The sequence below is a fragment of the Streptomyces sp. NPDC001709 genome, assembly GCF_053596375.1.
Genome location: NZ_JBSFGB010000001.1, coordinates 484,741 through 501,274, shown reverse-complemented (window position 1 = coordinate 501,274; position 16,534 = coordinate 484,741). Strand labels below are relative to the sequence as shown.

Annotated in this window: 10 protein-coding genes; 3 read left to right on the top strand and 7 right to left on the bottom strand. The window is 71.5% G+C overall.

Annotated elements, in window-relative coordinates; translation table 11 throughout:
• Positions 1 to 103: 103 nt before the first annotated feature.
• Positions 104 to 2,308: an N-6 DNA methylase gene (locus ACWC0C_RS02470; protein WP_450861010.1), complete on the bottom strand. Its 2,205-nt coding sequence runs from the start codon at positions 2,306 to 2,308 to the stop codon at positions 104 to 106.
• 186 nt (positions 2,309 to 2,494) lie between these two features.
• Here ACWC0C_RS02470 and ACWC0C_RS02465 point away from each other — a divergent pair, with 186 nt between their 5' ends.
• Entirely contained in the window at positions 2,495 to 3,172 is a 678-nt protein-coding gene (locus ACWC0C_RS02465) for a hypothetical protein (protein ID WP_450861008.1), read from the top strand.
• Positions 3,173 to 3,332: 160 nt separating this feature from the next.
• The gene (locus ACWC0C_RS02460) at positions 3,333 to 4,052 is read left to right on the top strand and encodes a hypothetical protein (protein ID WP_450861006.1); all 720 of its coding nucleotides are present in this window, start codon (positions 3,333 to 3,335) and stop codon (positions 4,050 to 4,052) included.
• A gap of 59 nt (positions 4,053 to 4,111) precedes the next feature.
• Here the strand turns inward: ACWC0C_RS02460 and ACWC0C_RS02455 are convergent, their stop codons facing one another.
• The 5 genes from ACWC0C_RS02455 to ACWC0C_RS02435 all read right to left on the bottom strand — a co-directional run bounded on the left by ACWC0C_RS02455 (position 4,112) and on the right by ACWC0C_RS02435 (position 13,050).
• The gene (locus tag ACWC0C_RS02455) at positions 4,112 to 4,855 is read right to left on the bottom strand and encodes an N-acetyltransferase (RefSeq protein WP_450861004.1); all 744 of its coding nucleotides are present in this window, start codon (positions 4,853 to 4,855) and stop codon (positions 4,112 to 4,114) included.
• Positions 4,856 to 4,990: 135 nt separating this feature from the next.
• On the bottom strand, positions 4,991 to 5,707 hold the full coding sequence (locus tag ACWC0C_RS02450) for an HNH endonuclease family protein (RefSeq protein WP_450861002.1): 717 nt from the start codon (positions 5,705 to 5,707) through the stop codon (positions 4,991 to 4,993).
• A 202-nt stretch (positions 5,708 to 5,909) separates the two neighbouring features.
• Positions 5,910 to 9,443 carry a transcription-repair coupling factor gene (mfd, locus tag ACWC0C_RS02445; protein ID WP_449197409.1) on the bottom strand — a complete coding sequence of 1,178 codons (3,534 nt, stop codon included), beginning with the start codon at positions 9,441 to 9,443 and terminating at the stop codon, positions 5,910 to 5,912.
• Between the two features lie 239 nt (positions 9,444 to 9,682).
• Positions 9,683 to 12,265: an ABC transporter permease gene (locus ACWC0C_RS02440; protein ID WP_450861000.1), complete on the bottom strand. Its 2,583-nt coding sequence runs from the start codon at positions 12,263 to 12,265 to the stop codon at positions 9,683 to 9,685.
• Positions 12,262 to 13,050 carry an ABC transporter ATP-binding protein gene (locus ACWC0C_RS02435; RefSeq protein ID WP_450860999.1) on the bottom strand — a complete coding sequence of 263 codons (789 nt, stop codon included), beginning with the start codon at positions 13,048 to 13,050 and terminating at the stop codon, positions 12,262 to 12,264. Before ACWC0C_RS02435 ends, ACWC0C_RS02440 begins: the two co-directional genes overlap by 4 nt.
• A gap of 395 nt (positions 13,051 to 13,445) precedes the next feature.
• Here ACWC0C_RS02435 and ACWC0C_RS02430 point away from each other — a divergent pair, with 395 nt between their 5' ends.
• Positions 13,446 to 14,978, top strand: coding sequence for an MFS transporter (locus ACWC0C_RS02430; RefSeq protein ID WP_450860998.1), 1,533 nt, complete (start codon positions 13,446 to 13,448; stop codon positions 14,976 to 14,978).
• Positions 14,979 to 15,121: 143 nt separating this feature from the next.
• Here the strand turns inward: ACWC0C_RS02430 and ACWC0C_RS02425 are convergent, their stop codons facing one another.
• A complete protein-coding gene (locus ACWC0C_RS02425) occupies positions 15,122 to 16,294 on the bottom strand; it encodes an alpha/beta hydrolase family protein (protein WP_450860996.1) in 1,173 nt (390 codons plus the stop codon).
• Between the last annotated feature and the right edge of the window lie 240 nt (positions 16,295 to 16,534).

Here is a 16,534-nt window from a genome sequence, read left to right as displayed (position 1 = left end):
CTGGAGGCCTGATGCGTACGGACGTGTGTGCTGAGTCCGAGCGTATAGGCCGCCAGGGACAGCCGGTCCCGGGTGTACCGAACCGTTGCCGCGCTCCGGGCCCTCAGTCCGGTGCCACCGTCCCGTCCGTCAGCCCGTCGTACATCCCGCGCACGAGTTGCTCACCGAGCCGGCCCGCAAGCCGCAGCGCCCGCTCGAACTCGTCGAGTGCGCGGAAGCGCGCACCGTAGCGCCGCTGTTCGTCCAGCGGGAGCCGGGGCAGCTGCAGGCGGCGCACGTCCAGGCGGGTCGCGGTGGAGGCGTAACTGCTGGCCTGCCGGTTGTTCGCGGTGCCGCGCAGAAAGCCGGCGAGGAACCACGGGTCGAGCGCGGTGCGATCGGGGCGCAGCAGCACGAGGTTGCGCCCCAGGGCGGCGCCCCCCGTCACATCGTCGATCACGCGCGCCATCGAGCCACCGCCCAGTACCGGTACGACGACGTCGCCCGGCTCGGTCAGCACGGCCTCCTCCTCGCTCTCGGGCAGCGTCCCGGAGGGCGCCGTGCCGGCGAGGACGTCGTGGTCGGTGAGTACCGGCACACGCGCGTGGCCGCCGTTTCCACCGGTGCGCATCAACAGCGCACCCCCGCGCGCGAGTTCACCGATGGTGGTGAGCGGCCAGCGCGCGCCGGGCGCGTGCGCGGCGGGCGGCGGAGTGAGGTCGGCGGTCAGGCGCAGGGTCGCGCCGAGGCCCTCGCGCACCGCCGTGAGCTGCTCCGCGCCGTCGGCCACGGCCGCCGGGGGCAGATGACGGGCGGGGGCGAGGTCCACGTCGTCGTCGAGGAGTTCGATGACCGGCACGGCACGGGCGAGCCCCGGTCGCTCCGCCGGCCGCCCCGTGCCCTCGAAGGCACTCCAGGCGTCCAGGACGGCCTCCCGCACCGCCGCCCAGTCCGGTCCGCCGCGCCCCTCCGCGGCGAACCTCCCCGTGTCCACGAGCAGCACCTCGGGCGCGGCGGGCGTCCGGTCGGGCCGGCGCAGCACCCACACGTGCAGCGGGATGTTGTACGGCGGCGCCGCCCCGACCGGCAGCGCCACCACGGCCCGGAGCGCGCCACGACGCAGCAGGTCGGCACGGATCCGGCGCCCGGAACGGCGGGAGGCGGCGGCCGGCGGCATCAGCAGGACGGCGAATCCGCCGTCGGCCAGCCGGGCGAGCGCGTGCTGCACCCAGGCCAGTTCGGACTCGGTGCGGGCCGGGAAGCCGTACTCCCAGCGGGGGTCGTAGGCGAGTTCGTCGTGGCCCCAGTTGCGCTCGTTGAACGGCGGGTGGCACAGCACCGCGTCGGCCCGCAGCTCCGGGTGGGCGTCGGCGCGCAGGGTGTCGCCGGCGGCGCCGCGCACGCCGGCCCGGGAGTGCAGCGCGAGCCGCAGCGCGGTGAGCGCGGCCAGGTCGGGTGCGCTGTCCTGGGCGTACAGCTCCTGGTCGGGGCGGGTGTCCACGGCCCGCAGCAGGGCGCCGGTGCCGCAGGCGGGGTCCAGGACGGTACGGGCGGGTCCGGCGAGGTCGGCCATGAGCCCGGCGAGTTCGGCCGGGGTGAGCGTGTACTGGCGGGGGTTGGCGTCCAGGTGCCGGCCCAGCAGGAACTCGAAGGCCTGCCGCGCCCCGATCTCGGCGGCCAGCTCGGCCGCGCCGCGCAGGAGGGGGGCGGAGGGGAGCAGCTGGGGACTGGTGGGGATGCGGAGGGCGGGGGTGTGGGGGGCGGGGGTGTGCGGGGTGTCGGGGGTGGAGGCGTGCTGAGGGGGGGTGTCGTGAACACCGGAGGTGCTGTGAATAGCTGGCGGGGTGTTCACAGGCTGCCCAGCAGACGGTGAGGAGTTCACACCGGATGCCCCAGGGCCCGGGTTCACACCAGCCGCCGTAGCGACCGGCACACCGCCGAAGCGCGGCGTCAGCACCTGCTCCAGTGCGCCCGGCAGCAGCGCGACCAGGCGGGCGTCGGTGCCGGCGCTCGCGTCCAGCCAGACGGTCGGGCGCTCATGGATCAGCAGCAGGGCGCAGCCCGCGTGCACCAGGGCGGTCAAAGGCCCCTCGGGGTGTCCGACGAGCTGCTGCCAGACGCGTTCCCGCAGCGGGACCTCGGCGAGTTTGCCCTGCTTGCGCAGCCAGGCCTCTACCTCGGCGAGCGCGAAGGACGGGCTGGTCTCGGTGCCGCCGACCGGCTTGGGGAAATCGGCGTGCCGACGGCGCCAGTTGCTGACGGCGGCCCGGCCCACTCCGGCGAGCCGGGCGATTCCGGCCGCGGTCACCTCTGTCGCGTTGTCCTGCACCGGCCCCGCTCCCCTCGTCCTGTGTGCACCGAGCATACCGACGTACACAAGATCCATGCATTCACGCCCGTGTACACAATCAGCTCTGTGAATCGTGTTGACTCGGTTCACAGGCTCTGCTCTTATTGACCCAGCGAACGAGCGGCCACCGGAGGGGGCGGCCGCCGCTTTGGGGAGGGATTCGCTATGGGCATGAAGACCAAGGTCGGGCTGGGTGCCGTCGTGGGGATCGCCGTCATCGCCGCTGTGTCCGCGAACGCCGGGGCCCACGGCAAGGACGGCGGTTCCGGCGGCAGCGGCAAGGGCTCTTCCGCCTCCGCCGCGCACAAGCCCGGCGGCACGAAGGAGGCGGCCGGGAAGAAGGCCGCCGCCATCTCGGGCGACGGCGAGTACCAGGTCGGCTCGGACGTGAAGCCGGGCACGTACCGCACGAGCGGCAACACCGACGACATGTGCTACTGGGAGCGCGCCAAGGACGCCAAGGGCGAGACGAACTCGCTGCTGGCCAACGACAACGTCACCGGCACGAGTTACGTCACCGTCAAGCCCACCGACAAGATCTTCAAGTCCAACGGCTGCAAGGACTGGGAGGCCGTCGACCCCAAGGCCAAGGGCACGCCCGCCCACGCCATGGCCGGCAACGGCGGCATGTACAAGGTCGGCACCGACATCGCGCCGGGCACCTACAAGTCGACCGGCAACACCGACGACTCCTGCTACTGGGAGCGCACCAAGGACGCCGAGCACGGGCTGAACTCGATCATCGCCAACGACAACGTGACCGGTACGGCCGTCGTCACCATCAGCCCGGGCGACGCCTACTTCAAGACCACCGGCTGCGGCGACTGGAAGAAGGCGGCCTGAGCCGCCCCCAGCCACCGCCCACCCCCCACCCCCACCACACCGCTTACGGAACATAGGCTTCCGCTCACGGGCTCGACGCCCCCACAGCCCGGCCGGTTCCGGACCCCGTACGGCATGCCGTACGCACCCCTGTCACACCCGCCCCCATTGAAGGACTGTCATGCGCCTCTCGCCCCGTGTCGCCACGCTGCTCGCCGTCGCGGCGCTTCCCCTGGCCCTCACCGCCTGCTCCTCCGCTTCCTCCTCCGACGCCGGGGGCGCGAGCGCCAAGCCGGCCAAGGCGAAGGACCTCAACGCCGGGCTCGCCACCGGTACGCAGTTGAAGAAGGCGCTGGCGCCCGCGTCGGCCTTCCCGGCCGGGTTCGCCTTCGAGGCCGACGGCGCCTCGGACACGGGCGGCAAGTTCCTCTCCCCGTCCGCCAGGAAGACCGCGAAGCCGGACTGCACCAGACTGGAGGGCACGTCCTGGATCCAGGTGACCGGCTACGAGGGGGGCGTGTCGTTCGCGCAGAACGACTACGCGAACCACGACAAGACCGAAGAGGTGGCCCAGGAGATCGACGCGTTCCAGGGAACGACGGCGGCCACGGTGATGAAGCAGCTGCGGACCGTGGCCGGCGAGTGCGCCACGTTCACGGACACCGACGCGCATGCCAAGGTGAAGCTCACGGGCAGGTCCACGGCCGGGCTCGGTGACGAGGCCTACACGATGACGCTGACGAGCGGTACCTGGCAGAACGGCACCACGCTCATCGCGGCTCGTTCCGGCAACTCCGTGGTCACCGTGCTGTCCACGGCGGGCGCCGACAACGGTGCCGCGACCGCGCAGAAGGTGACCGCGCGGATCCTGGGCTCCCTGAAGGACCTGAAGGCCGCCTGACCTGGCCTAACCTGGGCTGACCTGGCCCGGCCCGACCTGCGGAAAGACGCGGCACCCGCTCACAGCGGGTGCCGCATCCACACGTTGGGCTCGACGTAGACGGCGTATCCGCGCTCCGGTTCGCAGCGGACCGGGACCAGCGCGCCGGGCACCTCGACGTCCGCCGCGGTGTCGAACGGCAGCCCGGTCCAGCGGCGCCACTCCTCCAGCGAGGCGCCGACGGTCATGGAGGCCGGGGCGATGGAGTCGATGCGGGCGCCGGCACGGGCGTGGACGCGCAGCCAGGGATCCTCGGGCAGGCCGTCGGGGCGGACCCGGTGGGCGTACTCGGTGATCGGGGTGTGCGGTTCGCGGTGTTTGGCGCTGGGGCGGACGGGGGCGACGACCTCGCGGAAGCCGCGGGCGCGGGCTTTGTCACGCATCGCCGTGAGCATGAGGGCGGACAGGCCGTGGCCCTGGGCGTGCGGGGCGATGGTGACGGAGATGGCGCTCACCGTGTCGGGGCGGGTGCCGCGGCGCAGGTCGGCGAAGGCCCAGACCAGGATCTGGTCCCAGCCGCGCGCGGGCAGGGTGCGCCGGCCGTCGACATCGAGGGCGAAGGGCACACTGAAGGCGTGGGCGACGATCTCGCCCTGCTCGTCCTCGGCGAACAGCGCGTATTCGGGCAGTTCGGTGGGGATGCGGCCCCAGTGGGAGTTGCCCACGGGGTCGTTGGTCACGAACTCGGGCCATGTGTCGGCCATCTCGAACAACGCCGGCAGCCGGTCGGGCCGCTCGGCGATGCTGCTCACCTTGACGTCCATGCCCCTCACGGTAGGCGGCACGCACCCGGCCCGGTATCGGTTTTGCCGGTCAGCCGGTCGGCTGCGCCGGCACGCCGGCCGTGAGGGCTACCCGGTCGGTCAACGGGTCGTATCCAACCCCGGGCGTGCCGTGGCTCAGCGGGCGCGGAAACGCTCCGGGGCCTTGGTCGGGTTGCCGCCCGTGGGGAGTTTCTGGGCGGGGCAGCCGGTGAGGACCTTCTTCATGGCGGCCTTCTCGGCGGCGGTGACCCACAGGCCGTACTTCTTCTTCACCGCGACCTGGTCGGCCACATAGGTGCAGCGGTACTTCGTGTTGGGCGGGAGCCAGGTGGCCGCGTCGCCGTCGCCCTTGCCGCGGTTGGTGCTCGCGTCGACCGCGATGAGGTTGAGGGGGTCGTTGGCGAGCGCTATGCGCTTGCTCGCGTCCCAGTACTCGGCGCCCTTCTGCCAGGCGTCGGAGAGGGGGACGACATGGTCGATGTCGACCTGGCTGGAACCGCGCCGGTAGGTGATCTCCTTGCCGGAGTAGGGGTCGGGTTCGAGCAGCCCGTAGGAGACCTTGCAGGTGCCGCCGGTGAACTTCACGTCCTTCAGGTCGCGTTTGAGTATGTCGTCGCGGGTGTCGCAGGAGTTGGAGTCGGTGTCCGCCCAGGCGGTGCCGAACCGTGCCCGCGAGTATCCGGTCTTCGGCGCCCGGCCCTTGACGGTCAGCGAGTCGACGGCGGCCAGGACCGCGCCGTTGCCCCCGGTCCGCCCGGGCCCTGAGGACCCGTTGGTCTTGTCCTTGGTGCAGCCGGCCACGGCGACCAGCACGACCACGGCGGTGACCGCCCCGCCCCTCAGACGCGTCATGGTGCGTCCCCCCTCACTCGCCACTCGCCCACTCACCCTGGTCCGCCCCGGTCCACTCGTCGAACACAGGCGGAATCGTTCCGTCCCTTACGGTAACTGCCCCGACGCCGACTGCAGATGAGGACCAATGCGGCGTTTTCGGGCAACCAACGGGCGAGTTGGGGCATCCGGTGCCGTGTGGGGGGGGAGCCTCTCGCGGCCCCTACGACCCCAGGATCGAGGCGAGGAACTCGCCGACCCAGCCGAGCAGTTCGCGGCCGACCAGCGGCTTGCCGCCGACCTTCGCGGTCTTCGGGCGCGGGACCAGCACCTGGTGCACGGCCGGCTTGATGACCGTGCCCGGGTAGAGGCGCTTGACCCGCAGTTCCTGGGACTCGCGCAACTCCACCGGTGCGAAGCGGATGTTGGTGCCCTGGAGCACGATCTCACCGACGCCGCACGCGCGCGCGAGCATCCGCAGCCCGGCCACCAGCAGCAGGTTCTCCACCGGTTCGGGCAACTTGCCGTAACGGTCGGTGAGTTCCTCGCGGACGGCCTTGATGTCCTCCTCCGAGTTGGCGGAGGCGATGGCGCGGTACGCCTGCAGGCGCAGCCGCTCGCCGGGCGCGTAGTCGTGCGGGACGTGCGCGTCGACGGGCAGCTCGATCTTGACCTCGAGCGGCGGCTCCTCCTCGATCTCACCGGTCTCCAGCTGACGCCGGTAGTCGGCGACGGCCTCGCCGACCATGCGGACGTACAGGTCGAAGCCGACGCCCGCGATGTGCCCGGACTGCTCGCCGCCGAGCAGGTTGCCGGCGCCGCGGATCTCCAGGTCCTTCATCGCCACGTACATGCCCGCGCCCATCTCGGTGTGCTGGGCGATGGTCGCCAGGCGCTCGTGGGCCGTCTCCGTCAGCGGCTTCTCCGGGGGGTAGAGGAAGTACGCGTAGCCGCGTTCCCTGCCTCGTCCCACGCGGCCGCGCAGCTGGTGCAGCTGGGACAGGCCGAAGGTGTCACCGCGCTCCACGATCAGCGTGTTGGCGTTGGAGATGTCGATGCCGGACTCGACGATCGTGGTCGAGACGAGGACGTCGAACTTCTTCTCCCAGAAGTCGACGACGACCTGCTCCAGCGCCGATTCCGACATCTGGCCGTGGGCCGTCGCGATGCGCGCCTCGGGGACGATCTCGCGCAGGCGGGCGGCCGCGCGGTCGATGGACTCGACCCGGTTGTGGATGTAGAAGACCTGGCCCTCGCGCAGCAGTTCACGGCGGATGGCCGCGCCGATCTGCTTCTCCTCGTACGGCCCGACGAAGGTGAGCACCGGGTGGCGCTCCTCCGGGGGCGTGGTGATCGTGGACATCTCGCGGATGCCGGTGACCGCCATCTCCAGGGTGCGCGGGATGGGCGTGGCCGACATGGTCAGCACGTCGACGTTCGCCCGCAGCTTCTTCAGCTGCTCCTTGTGCTCGACGCCGAAGCGCTGCTCCTCGTCGACGATGACCAGGCCCAGGTCCTTGAACTTTGTTTCGGAGGAGAACAGGCGGTGAGTGCCGATGACGACGTCCACCGCGCCGTCCCTGAGGCCCTCCAGGGTCGCCTTCGCCTCGGTGTCCGTCTGGAATCGGGACAACGCCTTCACGCTCACCGGGAACTGCGCGTACCGCTCGGAGAAGGTGCCGAAGTGCTGCTGCACCAGCAGCGTCGTCGGTACGAGGACGGCGACCTGCTTGCCGTCCTGTACGGCCTTGAAGGCGGCCCGCACCGCGATCTCGGTCTTGCCGTAGCCGACGTCGCCGCAGATCAGGCGGTCCATGGGGACCGACTTCTCCATGTCCTCCTTGACCTCGGCGATGGTGGTGAGCTGGTCCGGGGTCTCGGCGTAGGGGAAGGCGTCCTCCAGCTCGCGCTGCCAGGGCGTGTCGCTGCCGAAGGTGTGGCCGGGGGCGGCCATGCGGGCGCTGTAGAGCTTGATCAGGTCGGCGGCGATCTCCTTGACGGCCTTCTTCGCGCGGGCCTTGGTCTTCGTCCAGTCGGCGCCGCCGAGCCGGTGCAGGGTGGGTGCCTCGCCGCCGACGTACTTGGTGATCTGCTCCAGCTGGTCGGTCGGGATGTACAGGCGGTCGCCGGGCTGGCCGCGCTTGGCGGGGGCGTACTCGACCACCAGGTACTCACGGGTGGCGCCCTGCACCGTGCGCTGCACCATCTCGATGTAGCGGCCGACGCCGTGCTGTTCGTGGACGATGTAGTCGCCCGCCTCCAGGGTGAGCGGGTCGATGGTCTTGCGGCGGCGGGCCGGCATCCGGGCGCCCTCGCGGCCGGTGGCGCGCTGGCCGGACAGGTCGGTCTCGGTGAGCACGGCGAGCTTGAGCGCCGGGTCGACGAGGCCGTACTCGATCGAGCCGCAGGAGACGTGCACCACCGAGGGGCTGAGCTCGCCGAGGTCGGCGTCGAGGCGGGCGGCGATGCCCTCGCCTCCGAGCACCTCCACGGTGCGGGCCGCCGGGCCGTGGCCCTCGGTGACGAACACCGCGCGCCAGCCGTCGGCGAGCCAGCCCTTGGTGTCGGCGAGGGCCCGCGCGGTGTCGCCGCGGTAGGTCTCGGGGGCGTGCATGCCGAGCTTGAGGGTGTCCGCGTCGAGTTCCTCGTCCGCCGCGAACGGCGAGACGGACCACCACATGATGTCCAGCTCGCGCGCGCGGTCGCGGACGTCGGCGATGGACCACAGCGAGGCAGCGCCGACGTCGATCGGGGCCTCGCCGCCGCCGGCGGTGGCCGCCCAGGAGGCCTGCAGGAACTCCTGGCTGGTCGCGACGAGGTCGGCCGCGCGCGTGCGGACCCGCTCCGGGTCGCAGACGACGGCCATCGCGCCCTTGGGGAGGACGTCGAGGAGCAGTTCCATGTCGTCGACCAGGACGGGGGCGAGGGACTCCATGCCCTCGACCGCGATGCCCTCGGCGATCTTGTTCAGCAGTTCGCCCAGCTCCGGGTGCGCCTCGGCGAGGGCACGCGCGCGTGCGCGTACGTCGTCGGTGAGCAGCAGCTCGCGGCAGGGCGGGGCCCACAGGCCGTGCTCGGCGACTTCGAGGGAGCGCTGGTCGGCGACCTTGAAGTAGCGGATCTCCTCGACGTCGTCGCCCCAGAACTCCACGCGCAGGGGGTGTTCCTCGGTGGGCGGGAAGACGTCCAGGATGCCGCCGCGCACGGCGAACTCGCCGCGCTTCTCGACCAGCTCCACGCGCGCGTACGCGGCCGCCGCGAGGGCTTCCACCACGTCGTTCAGGTCGGCTGTCAGGCCGGTCCTCAGGGACACCGGCTCCAGGTCGCCAAGGCCCTTGACCTGGGGCTGGAGCACGGAGCGCACGGGCGCTACGACGACGGAGACGGGGCCGGTCCCGGGGTCGTCCGGGTTGGGGTGGGCGAGGCGGCGCAGGACGGCGAGGCGGCGGCCGACGGTGTCGCTGCGCGGGCTGAGCCGCTCGTGCGGGAGGGTCTCCCAGGAGGGGTACTCCACGACGCCCTCGGGGGGCAGCAGGGAGCGCAGGGCCGCCGCCAGGTCCTCGGCCTCGCGGCCCGTCGCCGTGACCGCGAGCACCGGGCGGCCGGCCTCGCGGGCGAGGGCGGCCACCGCGAAGGGGCGGGCCGCCGGGGGGCCGACGAGGTCGACGTGCATGCGGTTGCCGTCCGCGGCCGCCGTGATCGCTTCCGCGAGGGCGGGGTCCTTGACGACGGCGTCGAGCAGACCGTGCAGGCTCATGGGGGCTTTCCGTCCGGGGGTGGGCAACGCAAGTAGCCCGGCGCGGGTGGCGACCGGGGCTGTCCAGCCTACGACGCCGACGAGGTTGCCGCCGGGGGCTGTGGACAACCCCTGTTCCCCATGACACGAAAGAACCCGGTGCCGGGAAGTCCCAAGACTCCCCGGCACCGGGTTTTCCCCCGCAACCCCCGTATGCGGTGGTCGTCGGCCCAGCCCGCGCGGCTGCTCCGCTGGTCCGTCTAGTCCGTCGCGATCGCGTTCAGGACGTTCATCCGGCCCGCCCGGAACGCCGGGATCAGCGCGGCGAACAGGCCCACGAAGGCCGAGGCGATGAAGACGGTGATAATCGTCGGCCAGGGGATGTCCAGGATCTTCAGGCCCTCCAGCGCGAGGAGCTGCTGGGCGGTCGCACCCCAGCCCATGCCGAGGCCGAGGCCGAGCAGGGCGCCGAAGACGGCGATCACCACGGACTCCAGGCGGATCATGCGGCGCAGCTGGCGGCGGGAGAGACCGATGGCCCGCATCAGGCCGATCTCCCGGGTCCGCTCGACCACCGACAGGGCCAGGGTGTTCACCACACCCAGGACCGCGACGATGATCGCGAGGGCCAGCAGGCCGTAGATCATGTTCAGCAGCTGGCCGATCTGGTCCTTCAGCGCCTTCTTGTAGTCGGTCTGGTCGCGCACGGTCAGGTCCGGGTTGCCGTGCAGGGCCGACTTCAGCGCCTTGTAGGCGGCTGCCTGCTGCCCGTCCTTGGCCGTGGCGAAGAGCAGCTCGTCCAGCGGCATCTTGTCGGCGGGGACGTACTTGGCCATCGTCTGGATGGACGTGTACTTCGCGCCCGCGTCGATGAGACCGTCGCTGCTGGTGATCGCCCGTACGGTCAGGTGGGCGGTGGAGCCGTCCGCGAACGCCACGGCGATCCTCGAGCCGAGCCGGATGCCGTGCTCCCTGGCGAACTTGTCGGGTACCGACATCGAGTCGGGTCGGTAGGCGTCCTTCAGATCGCCGGCGACCGTCTTGGTCCGCAGGTCGCTCGCGTAGGTCGGGTCGGCGGCCATGATCGTGGTCTTCTTGAGGGTCGTGCCGTCCGGCACGGTGAAGTCCGCCTCGGTCCACTTGTACTCGGTGACCCGCTTCAGGCCCGCCGTCTCCTTGACGGCCTTGACCGCCTGCGGGGCGATGAGCCCGCCCTGGTTGTCGCTCTGGATGATGAAGTCGGTGCCGACGGTCTTGTCGAGCTGGTCGGTGGCCGAGGCGACCATGGAGGAGCCGACCACCGACAGGCAGGCCACCAGGGCCAGGCCGATCATCAGGGCGGCGCCGGTGGCGCCGGTGCGGCGCGGGTTGCGCAGCGCGTTGCGCTCGGCCATCCGGCCCACGGGACCGAAGATCCGCAGGATGATCGCGCCGAGGATCCGGACCAGTCCGCCGGCGAGCAGCGGGCCGATGACGACGAAGCCGATCAGCGTGGTCACCACGCCGAGGCCCAGCCAGCCCGAGCCGGCCTTGGCCTTGTCGGCGGTGGCGGCGACGTACAGGCTCCAGCCGCCGGCGGCGGTGAGGAGCAGGCCGATCACGGCGCGGACGGTGCCGGCCTTGGCGTCGGCCGGGGCGCCCGCGTCGCGCAGGGCGGCCATCGGGGAGACCTTGCCGGCGCGCCGGGCGGGCAGGTAGGCGGCCAGGACGGTGACGACGACACCGAGGAGCAGGCCGACGGTGGGGGTCGTCCAGGCGATGGTCAGGTCGTCGGTGGACAGGTGCATGCCCATGTTCCCCATGAGCTTCATCAGGCCGACCGCGATGCCGACGCCCGCGCCGACGCCCAGCGCGGAGCCGATCACGCCGAGCAGCAGTGCCTCGATCAGCACGGAGCGGTTGACCTGCTTGCGGGAGGAGCCGATGGCACGCATCAGGCCGATCTCACGGGTGCGCTGGGCGACCAGCATGGAGAAGGTGTTGATGATCAGGAAGATGCCGACGAGGAGGGCGATCCCGGCGAAGCCGAGCATCGCGTACTTCATGACGTTCAGGAAGCTCTTGACGCTCTTCTGGTTGGCGTCGGCGACCTCCTTGGCCGTCTGCACCTTGTAGTCGTGGCCGAGGGCGGCGGTGACGTTCTTCTTCAGCTGGTCGTTCGTCACGCCCTTGGCGGCGGTGACGTTGACGTTGGTGTAGACGCCGGTCCGGCCGACGAGTGTCTGCTGGGCGGTCTCGGTGTCCAGGTAGAAGATCGCCGCGCCCGGGTTGGTGACCTTGAAGGCGGCGATGCCGGACACGCGCGCGTGGTGCGTGCCGACCACCGAGATCATGCCGACGTCGTCACCGATCTTCAGGTGGTGCTTGTCGGCGGTGTCCTTATCGACCATGACCTGGTCCGGGCCCCTGGGCGCCGTACCGGAGGTGATCTCCATGGTGCGGGCGTCGTTGCCGTTCCAGCTGCCGACGATGGTCGGGGCGCCGCTGCTCGGCGAGAGCTTGTCCTGCTTGGCGTCGATCACGGTGACCGAGGTGGAGAACACCGTGCCCTCGGCCCTCTGGACGCCCTCGGCCCCGCGGATCCTGCCGACGAGGGAGGCCGGCACGACCGGCGGCTTGCCGGTGCGGGAGGTGGTCTGACCGGTGTCGGAGGAGCCCTTGGCGCTGACCGTGACGTCCGAGGCCGTGGCCTGGAAGAGCTTGTCGAAGGTCGTGTTCATGGTGTCGGTGAACACCAGCGTGCCGCACACGAACGCCACCGACAGCAGGACCGCGACCGCGGAGAGCGCCATTCGGCCCTTGTGCGCGAAGAAGTTGCGCATCGAGGTCTTCAGGACGGTCATGACGTGCGCCCCCGGGCGTCGAAGTCCTTCATGCGGTCCAGGACCTGATCGGCCGTCGGCTGGTACATCTCGTCGACGATCCGGCCGTCGGCGAGGTAGAGCACGCGGTCGGCGTAGGAGGCGGCCACGGGGTCGTGGGTGACCATCACGATGGTCTGGCCGAGTTCGTCCACCGAGCGGCGCAGGAAGCCGAGGACTTCGGCGCCCGCGCGCGAGTCGAGGTTCCCGGTCGGCTCGTCCCCGAAGATGATCTCCGGGCGGGCGGCGAGCGCGCGGGCCACGGCGACGCGCTGCTGCTGGCCGCCGGAGAGCTGGGTCGGCCGGTGCTTGAGCCGCCCGGCGAGCCCGACGGTCTCCACCACGCGGTCCAGCCAGGCCTTGTCCGGCTTGCGGCCCGCGATGTCCATGGGCAGCGTGATGTTCTCGATCGCGTTCAGCGTCGGCAGCAGGTTGAACGCCTGGAAGATGAAGCCGATCCGGTCCCGGCGCAGCTGGGTGAGCTTCTTGTCCTTCAGGCCGGTGATCTCGGTCTCGTCCAGGTAGATCTTGCCGCTCGTCACGGTGTCGAGCCCGGCGAGGCAGTGCATCAGCGTGGACTTGCCGGACCCCGAGGGGCCCATGATCGCGGTGAACTGGCCCCGCGCTATGTCCACGTCGACGTGGTCGAGGGCGACGACACGGGTCTCACCGGACCCGTACGCCTTCACGACCTGCCGCGCCCGCGCGGCAACGGCCGTACGCCCTCCAGTGCCCCCGTGCCTGGGAATGGTTACAGCCGATGTCACGGTATGTCTCCTATGTCGATTTCCGAACGGTGTCGTGAAGCGGTACGTCGATGAGTCTCGTGGGAGGAGAGGCTTGTGCGCGCTGGTGCGAAGCCCCGTCTTGTACGGGGGAAATACCCACCCCCGCCGGTTCGGTCAGCCGCCCCCCAGCGGCGTAAAGCCAGGTTAAGGACCGGGTCCGGCCGCTCTCGTCCTCCGTCGGGACGAACCCTCCCCTGGCCCTGGTACGGAGGTCCCCCTAGGGGTGCTCCACCCCCGGGCGGAGTCCTTCTCGGGGTCGTCTCCACCCTTCGGCAGGGAAAGCCTCCACCCTGCCGTCGCGTCAGGGTCAAGTCCCAGCTTCCGTGGGAAGCTGTCGTAGCGGAATAGGTGCAAGGGGCACGGGAGGGGATCCGGTGGGGGGTACGACACCCGCGATACACAGCGGTGCCGATCGGCGCCAGGACACCGGGCGGCGGGGCGCGGTGGTCGCCGCGCTGATGCTGGCGATGGCGCTGGCCGCGCTGGACGCCACCATCGTCTCCACGGCCGTACCGCAGATCGTCGGCGACCTCGGCGGGTTCTCGGTCTTCTCCTGGCTCTTCTCCGGCTATCTGCTCGCCGTGACCGTCACGCTCCCCGTCTACGGCAAGCTCTCCGACACCTTCGGCCGCAAGCCGGTGCTGGTGACGGGCGCGGCCGTGTTCCTGCTGGGCTCGCTGCTGTGCGCGGGCGCCTGGAACATGGCGGCGCTGATCGCGTTCCGGATCGTGCAGGGCCTGGGCGGCGGGGCGTTGCAGGGCACCGTGCAGACACTGGCCGCCGATCTGTATCCGCTGGCCGAGCGCCCGAAGATCCAGTCCAAGCTGTCCACGGTGTGGGCGGTGTCGGCGGTGGCCGGGCCGGGGCTCGGCGGGGTGCTGGCCGCGTACGCCGACTGGCGCTGGATCTTCCTGATCAACCTGCCGATCGGCGCCGCCGCGCTGTGGCTGATCGTCCGTCATCTGCACGAGCCCAAGCGGGAGAAGCCGGAGAATCCGGGAAACCCTGGGAACCCGGAAAATGTCACCCACGCGCGCGTGGACTGGGCCGGCGCGCTCGCGGTGTTCGCTTGCGGCGGGGTGCTGCTGACCGCGCTGGTGCAGGGCGGGGTCGCCTGGCCGTGGCTGTCCGCACCCTCGTTGACGCTGTTCGGCATCGGCCTGGCGCTGGCCGGTGTGGTGGTCGTGGTGGAGCGGCGGGCGGCACAGCCGATCATCCCCGGATGGGTGTGGCGGCGGCGGACGATCGCGGCCGTCAATCTGGCGCTGGGGGCGCTGGGGCTGCTGATGGTGGCGCCGAGCGTGTTCCTGCCGACGTACGCGCAGTCGGTGCTCGGACTCGCGCCCGTGGCCGCCGGTTTCGTGCTGTCGGTGTGGACGCTCAGCTGGCCGGTGTCGGCGGCGTTCAGCCAGCACGTCTACCGGCGGATCGGCTTCCGGGACACCGCGCTGCTCGGCATCGGCCTGGCCGCGCTGATCCTCGTCGCGTTCCCGTTCCTGCCCTACCCGGGCTCGTGGTGGCAGCCGACGCTGCTGATGCTGCTGCTGGGCGGGGCGCTCGGGCTGTTCCAGCTGCCGCTGATCGTCGGTGTGCAGTCGACGGTGGGCTGGTCGGAACGGGGCACCACGACCGCGTCGGTCCTCTTCTGCCGGCAGACCGGACAGACCGTGGGCGCCTCGCTGTTCGGCGCCGTCGCCAATGGGGTGCTGGCCGGGCGACTGGGCGGGGGGGGCGATCTGGACTCCGTCACGCGCGCGTTGGACGCCGGCACGGCCCCGGAGACGACCCGGCGCGCGATCGCGGACGCGGTACACGCGGTCTACTTCGGCGCAGCGGCCGCGGCAGCGCTGGCCTTCCTCGTACTGCTCCTCGTGGCACCCCGGCGCTTCCCGGTACGGGACGAATGAGCACGCCGGCCGACGCCCACCGAGGAAGCGTTTCCGCCGCCGCCCGGTGAACGCCGCAGGCACGGGACGAGTGAGAAGGCCGACCGACGCCCACCGGGCAAACGTTTCCGCCGCCGCCCGGTGAACGCCGTGGGGGCTGCCGGTCAGGGCAGGCGGACGGAGACCTCGGGGTAGTGCGGTGACGGTCCGTCGAGCAGGGGCTGGGCCATCCCCTTCAGGTGCCGGTCGAAGAAGGCGGTCACGTACGCGCGCGTGATGGCCTCCGAGCGCTGCCCGGAGAGCCCGTCGGGATTGGCGCGGCCGGCGAGTTCGGCGAGGACCGGCATGTCGGTGAAGGTGCCGTGGTCGGAACCATCGACCGTCAGCCAGCGTTTCCAGCCGTCCAGGTCCTGCCAGCCCTGCTGCCAGGTGTCGTCCTTGACGCTGGTGGTCTCGCCGAGGAGCAGGAAGGGACGGTGGCCGAGGCCGGTCGCGGGGACGGGGGCGTAGAACGTGCCGTCCATGTCGACGCCCGCGCGCACCCGGTCGTCGGCGGCCATGGTGGCCGCCGCCGCGTCGCCCCCGATGGAATGTCCGGCCATGCCGATGCGCGCCGGGTCGATCGTGCGGGCGTACCGCCAGGCGGGCCGCCGGCCCGTCAGCTCGTCCAGGACGAAGGAGATGTCCAGGGCCCTGCTCCCGGCGATGGCCGGCGGGCCGCCCGCCGGCGGACTGTCGCAGATCGCACAGGGCACGGTCCGCCCGTCGGGCAGGGTCGTCCCGCTGTTCTCGTAGGGGTGATCGACCAGCGCGACGACGTACCCGTGACTGGCCAGGTCCTCGGCCAGGCCGGTGAGCGTGGCGCGGGGCAGCGTGAAGCCCGGCGAGAGCACCACCAGCGGGTATCTGCCGGGTGCCGGGCGGGCGCCGGGGTGGGACCAGGTCCGCACGCTGCTGAGGGCCTCGGGCGGGAAGGCGACGCTCTTCTCCGCCAGCAGCAGGCGCGCCTCCTCGACGGTCATGTAGGCGCCGGGCGGGCCGCCGGTGCCGGGGCGGGCCGGGTAGTACATCGAGACCATCAGCTGCCGTGCACCCGAGGACGGCACCCATGGATCCTGGCGGCCGGTGTCGACCAGGTGCAGCGTGTCACGGCCCACCGTGTGCGGACCGGTCGGGCGGGGCAGCGCCGCCGGGGTCTCGTGCGCGGCCCGGGTGGCCACCGGGGCCGGGGCCGCGGCCGCGGGAACCGCGCCGAGAAGCGGTAACGACAGGGCGAACACGGCGGCGGCGACCGCTGCCGTGCGGCGCCGTGCGGGAGATCCGGGAGGAATCGTCATGCCGCAACGCTAGGGATGTCGCGGGTCCCTGACGTCCCCTCAGGGAGGTACACCCGGTGCGGCCCGTACGACTCAGGTCGGACACCCCAAGGGTTAACGCGGGTAACACGCCAGGTCGGACACGTTTTCGCGAAGTAAGCGCATACCGACCGGCCAGTTCGGTGAAAACGCCACGCGGCCCGGAGCTCGCGAGTAGCGTGCGTGGCTCGTTCCCCCCACCTCCCTGCGGTCCGCCGCCAC